Origin of the sequence: Streptomyces sp. NPDC008238 (genome assembly GCF_042956445.1) — a bacterium.
Lineage (GTDB): Bacteria > Actinomycetota > Actinomycetes > Streptomycetales > Streptomycetaceae > Actinacidiphila.
The window spans coordinates 189740-195739 of sequence record NZ_JBIBGK010000010.1; the positions used below are offsets into that span (position 1 = coordinate 189740).

The window sequence follows — 6000 nt, forward strand, 5'->3', positions numbered from 1 at the left end:
ACCCCGAGGGAATGTCACGTATGTCCGCCCCCGATCGCAGCGTGCCCGGTAAAGCGTCGGCGCTCGACAGCGCCGGCGCAGCTTTGGCCGTGGTCGACGCCGGCGGGGCCCTGGTCCGCTGGACCGAGGTCGCCCGCAGGCTGCTGGGGTACACGGCGGAGGACGTGCTGGGCCGGGACGCCACGATGCTGCTGGACACACCGGGCCGCGGCCCGCGGGGGTTCACCGGCGAGTGGGCCGGGCCGGCCGCGCTGCGGCACCGTGACGGCGGGCGGCTGGACGTGGACCTGCGGGTGACCGGGCTGCCGGGGGCGGCGGGCACGGTGGACTGGCTGGTCACGACGGCCGGGGTGCCCCCGTCCGTACTGGAGTCGGCCTGCGAGCTGAGCCCCTTCCCGATGGCGATCTGGGACAGCGACCTGCGCACCGCCTGGCTGAACGACGCCCTGGCCGAGAAGTTCGGCCTCTCCCGGGAGGAACGCCTGGGACGGCACCTGGACGAGTCGCCGCTCTACGCCAACACCGAGCAGGTCGAGTCGCTGCTGCGCGAGGTCCTGGAGAGCGGCGTCCCGGTGATCGACCGGGAGCTGGACCAGCTGGACCGGTTGCGGCTGCGCGCGTACGCGCTCTCCGTCTTCCGGATCGAGGACGTCCGCCACGGCCTTCCCGGCGTCTGCTCGGTGAACGTGGACGTCACGGAGAGCCGGCGGGCCAGGGACCGCATGACCGTGCTCGGCCGCGCGGCGAGCAGCATCGGGACCAACCTGGACGTCCTGCAGACCGCGCAGGACCTCGCCGACCTGCTGGTGCCGCTGCTCGCCGACTACGCGACGATCGACCTCGCGGAGTCGGTGCGGCTCGGCGACGCCCCGCTCACCCGGCTCGGTGTGATGGAGGGCGGCAACGTCCCCGTCTTCCACCGGGCGGGGATCGCCTCCGTCCACGACGACTTCCGGGAGTCGCTCTACGCGCGCGGCAGCCCCGTCTTCGTCCCCCCGCACTCGCCGTTCATCGAGGTGCTGCGCTCCGGCCGGACGTACATGGAGACGGAGCTGGACACCGAGCCCGGCACGTGGCTGGAGGAGGACGCGCAGCGGCTGCAGCGGGTCCTCGACGTCGGGATGCACAGCCTGCTGATCCTGCCGATCCACACGCGGGACGAGATCCTCGGTGTCGCCGTGCTCGTCCGCAGCGAGAACCCCACGCCGTTCGACGAGAACGACCGGACGCTCGCGGAGGAGCTGGTCAGCCGGGCCGCGCTGAGCCTGGACAACGCCCGCCGCTACACGCGCGAGCACACCATGGCGCTGACGCTGCAGCGCAGCCTGCTCCCCCGCAACCCCAGTGCCGGGTTCGCCCTGGAGACGATCTGGCGCTACCTGCCGGCGGACACCCAGGACGGCGTGGGCGGCGACTGGTTCGACGTGATCCGGCTGTCCGGCGCCCGGGTGGCCCTGGTCGTCGGGGACGTCGTGGGCCACGGCCTCAACGCCGCCGCGGCCATGGGACGCATCCGCACGGCGGTGAGCACCCTCGCGAGCCTGGAGCTGCCGCCCGACCGGCTGCTGGCCGCGCTGGACGACCTCGTCGTACGGCTGGGCTTCGAGGACTTCGACGAGGGCTCCCCCGCCGCCGGCATCCTCGGCGCCACCTGCGTGTACGCGGTCTACGACCCCATCGAGGAGCGGCTGACCATCGCCCGGGCCGGGCATCCGCCGCCCGCGGTCGTCACCCCGGACGGCACGGCGGCCTTCCCGGAGATGCCCTCCGGGGCGCCGCTGGGCGTGGGCCTGCGGTCCTTCCCGTCGGTCGACCTGGAGCTGCCCGCGGGAAGCGTGATCGCCCTGTACACCGACGGGCTCGTCGAGACCCGGGACGGCGACATCGACGAGGGGCTGGAGCGCCTGCGGACGGCGCTCACCCGGCCGCCGGGGACCTCGCTGGAGGACCTGTGCGACGGGGTGGTCGGCCTGCTGCCCACGAGCGGCCAGGACGACGACGTCGCGCTGCTGCTCGCCAGGACCTGCAGTTTCAGCGCCGACCGGGTGTTCAGGGTGGAGGTGCCCGCCGATCGGGCCGCCGTCGGAGCGGTGCGGTCCGAGGCGGCCCGGCAGTTGTCCGCGTGGGGGCTGGACCGGGTGCGAGGGGCCGCCGAGCAGATCGTCGGGGAGTTGCTGGCCAACGCCGTACGGCACGGGGCGGGACCCGTGCGGCTGCGGCTGGTCCGGCACATGAAGCTGTCCTGCGAGGTCTTCGACGCCGGTCCCGGCCCGCCGCTGCCACGCCGTCCCGAACCGACCGACGAGGGCGGCTGGGGCCTGGTGATCGTGGCGGAGCTGTGCACGCGGTGGGGTGTGCGCAGGACCGGGGAGGGCAAGATCGTCTGGGCGGAACTGGCCCTCACGGACGAGGAGCGGCTCCCGCCCGGACCGGAAAGGTGACCCGCCGGTAGGGGGCCTTGACCGGCGGACTTTCCCGTGCCATGGGAAGCGCGTGCTGAAGCTGTGACCCGGTCGGGCACCCCGGCTCCACCCGCGTCCCGTAGAGTGCGCTTGCACTGCCACGTTTTTGAACATGTTCAGGGGGACCACGGGGAGGGTCGGTGCCATGCGCCGAGGAGTGAAGCTGGGGATCGTCGCCACGCTGACCGCGGGACTGGTGGGAACCGCCGCGTACGGGGCGTACAACATCTACGACGGGCTGGCCGGGGGCGGCGGCTTCTCCGCGGAGGCCGCGCCGGTCGAGACCGGGCCGCCCACCGCGGCCGAGGTGAAGAAGACCGCCGCGGACTTCCTGGCCGCGTGGGCCAAGGGGGACACCACAGCGGCGGGGGCGCTCACCAACGACGCGACGACGGCCTCCGCGGACCTGGCCGCCTACCGGCAGGACGCGCACGTCGCCCGCCTACGGCTGACACCGGGCACCGCCCAGGGGGACGTCGTGCCGTTCAAGGTCGTGGCCTCGCTCTCCTACAAGGGCAAGACCTCCACGTGGACGTACTCGTCGAAGCTCACCGTCTTCCGCGGCGAGACCACCCACCGCCCCCTCGTCGACTGGCAACCGGCGGTGCTGCACCCCAAGCTGACGGAGGGTCAGTCGCTGGAGACCGGTGAGGCCAGCTCACCGCCGGTGGACGTCGTCGACCGCAACGGCAAGGTCCTGGACGCCGACGACTACCCCTCGCTGGCCTCGGTGCTGCCGCAGCTCCGCGAGCGCTACGGCGCCAAGCTCTCCGGCGGCAAGCCGGGCATCGAGACCTGGGTGAACGGCGGCGACGGCCCCGGCCAGACACTGCACGTGATCGCCGAGGGCACACCGGCGAAACTCCCCACCACCTTGGACGCTCGCGCCCAGAAGGCCGCCGAACAGGCCGTCAAGAACAAGAGCCAGTCGTCGGTCGCGGCGGTCAAGGCGAGCACCGGCGAGATCCTGGCTTTCGCCAACAACCCGTCGACCGACAACAACAACGCCTTCAACGCGCAGGTCGCGCCCGGATCCACCTTCAAGGTCGTCACCGCCACCGCACTGCTGGAGAAGGGCGTGACCCCGGGCACCCCGGCGCCGTGCCCGGCGACCGCGAACTACGACAACGGCAAGATGTTCCACAACGTGGAGAGTTCCTCCGACCCGTCGGCCACCTTCCAGCGGGACTTCGCGATCTCCTGCAACACCGGCTTCATCAAGCTCGCCGGACGGCTCGACGAGTCCTCGGTCCCCTCGGTCGCGCAGCGCTACTACGGCTTCGGCGAGACCTGGAACGTCGGCGTCCCCGCCTGGGACGGCCGCGTTCCCGGCGGCCCGGGCGACGAGATGACGGAGGAGATGATCGGCCAGGGCCAGATACAGATGAGCCCGCTCAACATGGCCTCCATCGCCGCCACCGTGCAGAACGGCGTGTTCCGCCAGCCCCGGCTGGTGGCCGCCGGCCTGATCGAGGGCCCCCTCGCCAAGGCCCGCAGCGGCCTGCCGTCCGGCGTCCGCGGCAACCTCAAGTCGATGATGCGGCTGACCGCGTCGAGCGGCACCGCCGCGGGCGCGATGCGCGGGGTCTACGGCGACGTCGGCGCCAAGACCGGCTCCGCGGAGGTCGGCGGCCAGGAACAGCCCAACGGGTGGTTCGTCGCGTTCCGTGGTGACGTCGCGGCCGGCGGGATGGTGCTCGAGGGCGGGCACGGCGGCGACTCCGCCGGGCCGATCGTGGCCTCGGTGCTCAAGGCCGCCTCGTGACCCGCCCGCAAATGGCTTGGCCCCCGCGCCCCGCCGGGCACTAGCGTGCCGGACATGTCGACTTCAGCTGCAGCCCACCCCCGGTTCGCGGAAGCGCTCACCGCGCTGGGCCTCCGGGTACCCGTGCGCGCCTTCCCCGACGCGACCCGCACCGCGGCGCAGGCCGCCGCGGCCGTCGGCTGCGAGCTCGGCCAGATCGTCAAGTCCCTGATCTTCACGGCGGACGGGGTCCCGGTCCTGGTCCTGATGGACGGAGCCTCCCGGGTCGACGTGGAACGGGTCCGCGCCGAACTCGGCGCGACGCAGGTACGCCGGGCCGACGCGGACCTGGTGCGCGAGACGACGGGGTACGCCATCGGCGGCGTACCCCCCTTCGGGCACCGCACGCGGACCACCGTCCTCGCCGACCGGGGACTGCTGGAGCACGCGACCGTGTGGGCGGCCGCCGGCACCCCGCACACCGTCTTCCCCATGGCCCCCGCCGAACTCGTCGGGCACGCCGGGGCGACCCTCGCCGACGTCCGCGAACGCACCGCGTGACACCGCTGATCGCAGCGGCCGTCCTGCTCGCGGCCGTCACCCACGCGGCCTGGAACGCCATCGCCCACGGCATCAAGGACCAGTTGGTCGCGTTCACCCTCGTCGGGGGCGGCGGAGCGCTCTGCGGCGCGGCCGTCGCCGGGTTCGCGCCACTGCCCGCGGCCGGCGCCTGGCCCTACCTGGCCGCGTCGGTGGGGATCCACATGGCCTACATGTACCTGCTGATGAAGTCCTTCACGCTGGGCGACTTCGGGCAGGTCTACCCCATCGCGCGGGGCGTCGCCCCGATGGTCGTGACGCTGCTGGCGGCGGTCTTCGTGGGCGAGGTGCCGGACGCCCTGCAGACCGCGGGCGTCCTCGTCGCCTCCGCCGGGCTCGGCGGGGCCGCCCTGTGGGGCATGCGGGGCCGCCGCAGGGACTGGCCGGCGGTCGGCGCGGCCGTGGGCACCGGCCTGACCATCGCGGCGTACACCGTGGTCGACGGAGTCGGCGTCCGCGCGTCCGGCACGGCCCTCGGGTACGTCGCCTGGCTCCTGCTCGTCCAGGGCGTCCTGCTCGTGTCCTGCGCCCTCGCGGTGCGCGGCGCGGCGCTCCCCGCGCAACTGCGCCCGGTCGCCGGCCGCGGCCTGCTCGGCGGGGCGCTGTCCATGTCCGCCTACGGCCTCGTCCTGTGGGCCCAGACACGCGGTGACCTCGCCCCCATCGCGGCGCTCCGGGAGACGTCCATCATCGCGGGGGCGGTCATCGGGGCGGTGTTCTTCAAGGAGCGGCTGGGGCGGTCCCGGGTCGTGGCGGCGTTGCTGGTCGTTGCGGGGATCGGCCTGATGCTTCACGTGTGACCGGGTCTTGTGGTTGCGGCCGGTTGTCGTGTGCGGGTTGTGTGTGGTTGGGGTTGAGGTTTTTTCCCCGCCCTCCCGCCCGATTGCCCGGCGCGATTGGTGCGGGCCTGCGCAAGTTCGTCTGGGGTCGGCGCCGCGCCGGCGCACGTCCTCAACGCTCGCGGTTTACGTCAACGTCATTCGGCGCCGCGTGCGCCGCTCGTCGTTTCCGGGCGCACCCCGACACACCCCCTCCCGTCGTATGGGCGCACAACGGCCGGTCGGGGGTGAGGAGGCAATCCGGGGCGTCCCGAACCGCTCACTGCCCCCCACGGCCCCTCGGTTCAAGCCCGCATCATTCGGCACCGGGTCCGCCGCTCGTCTGTCCTTGCCTTCGGCCAGGGGGAGCACCCCG

General features: G+C 73.3%; 4 protein-coding genes. All 4 read left to right on the plus strand.

Annotated elements, in window-relative coordinates; all coding sequences use genetic code 11:
• Positions 1–20: 20 nt before the first annotated feature.
• Entirely contained in the window at positions 21–2441 is a 2421-nt protein-coding gene (locus ACFZAU_RS22195) for a SpoIIE family protein phosphatase (RefSeq protein WP_500553621.1), read from the plus strand.
• Between the two features lie 166 nt (positions 2442–2607).
• On the plus strand, positions 2608–4227 hold the full coding sequence (locus tag ACFZAU_RS22200) for a penicillin-binding transpeptidase domain-containing protein (RefSeq protein ID WP_500553622.1): 1620 nt from the start codon (positions 2608–2610) through the stop codon (positions 4225–4227).
• 54 nt (positions 4228–4281) lie between these two features.
• Positions 4282–4767, plus strand: coding sequence for a YbaK/EbsC family protein (locus ACFZAU_RS22205; RefSeq protein ID WP_500461909.1), 486 nt, complete (start codon positions 4282–4284; stop codon positions 4765–4767).
• Entirely contained in the window at positions 4764–5606 is an 843-nt protein-coding gene (locus tag ACFZAU_RS22210) for an EamA family transporter (protein ID WP_500461908.1), read from the plus strand. The genes ACFZAU_RS22205 and ACFZAU_RS22210 overlap by 4 nt, the downstream gene beginning before the upstream one ends.
• Positions 5607–6000: the final 394 nt, after the last annotated feature.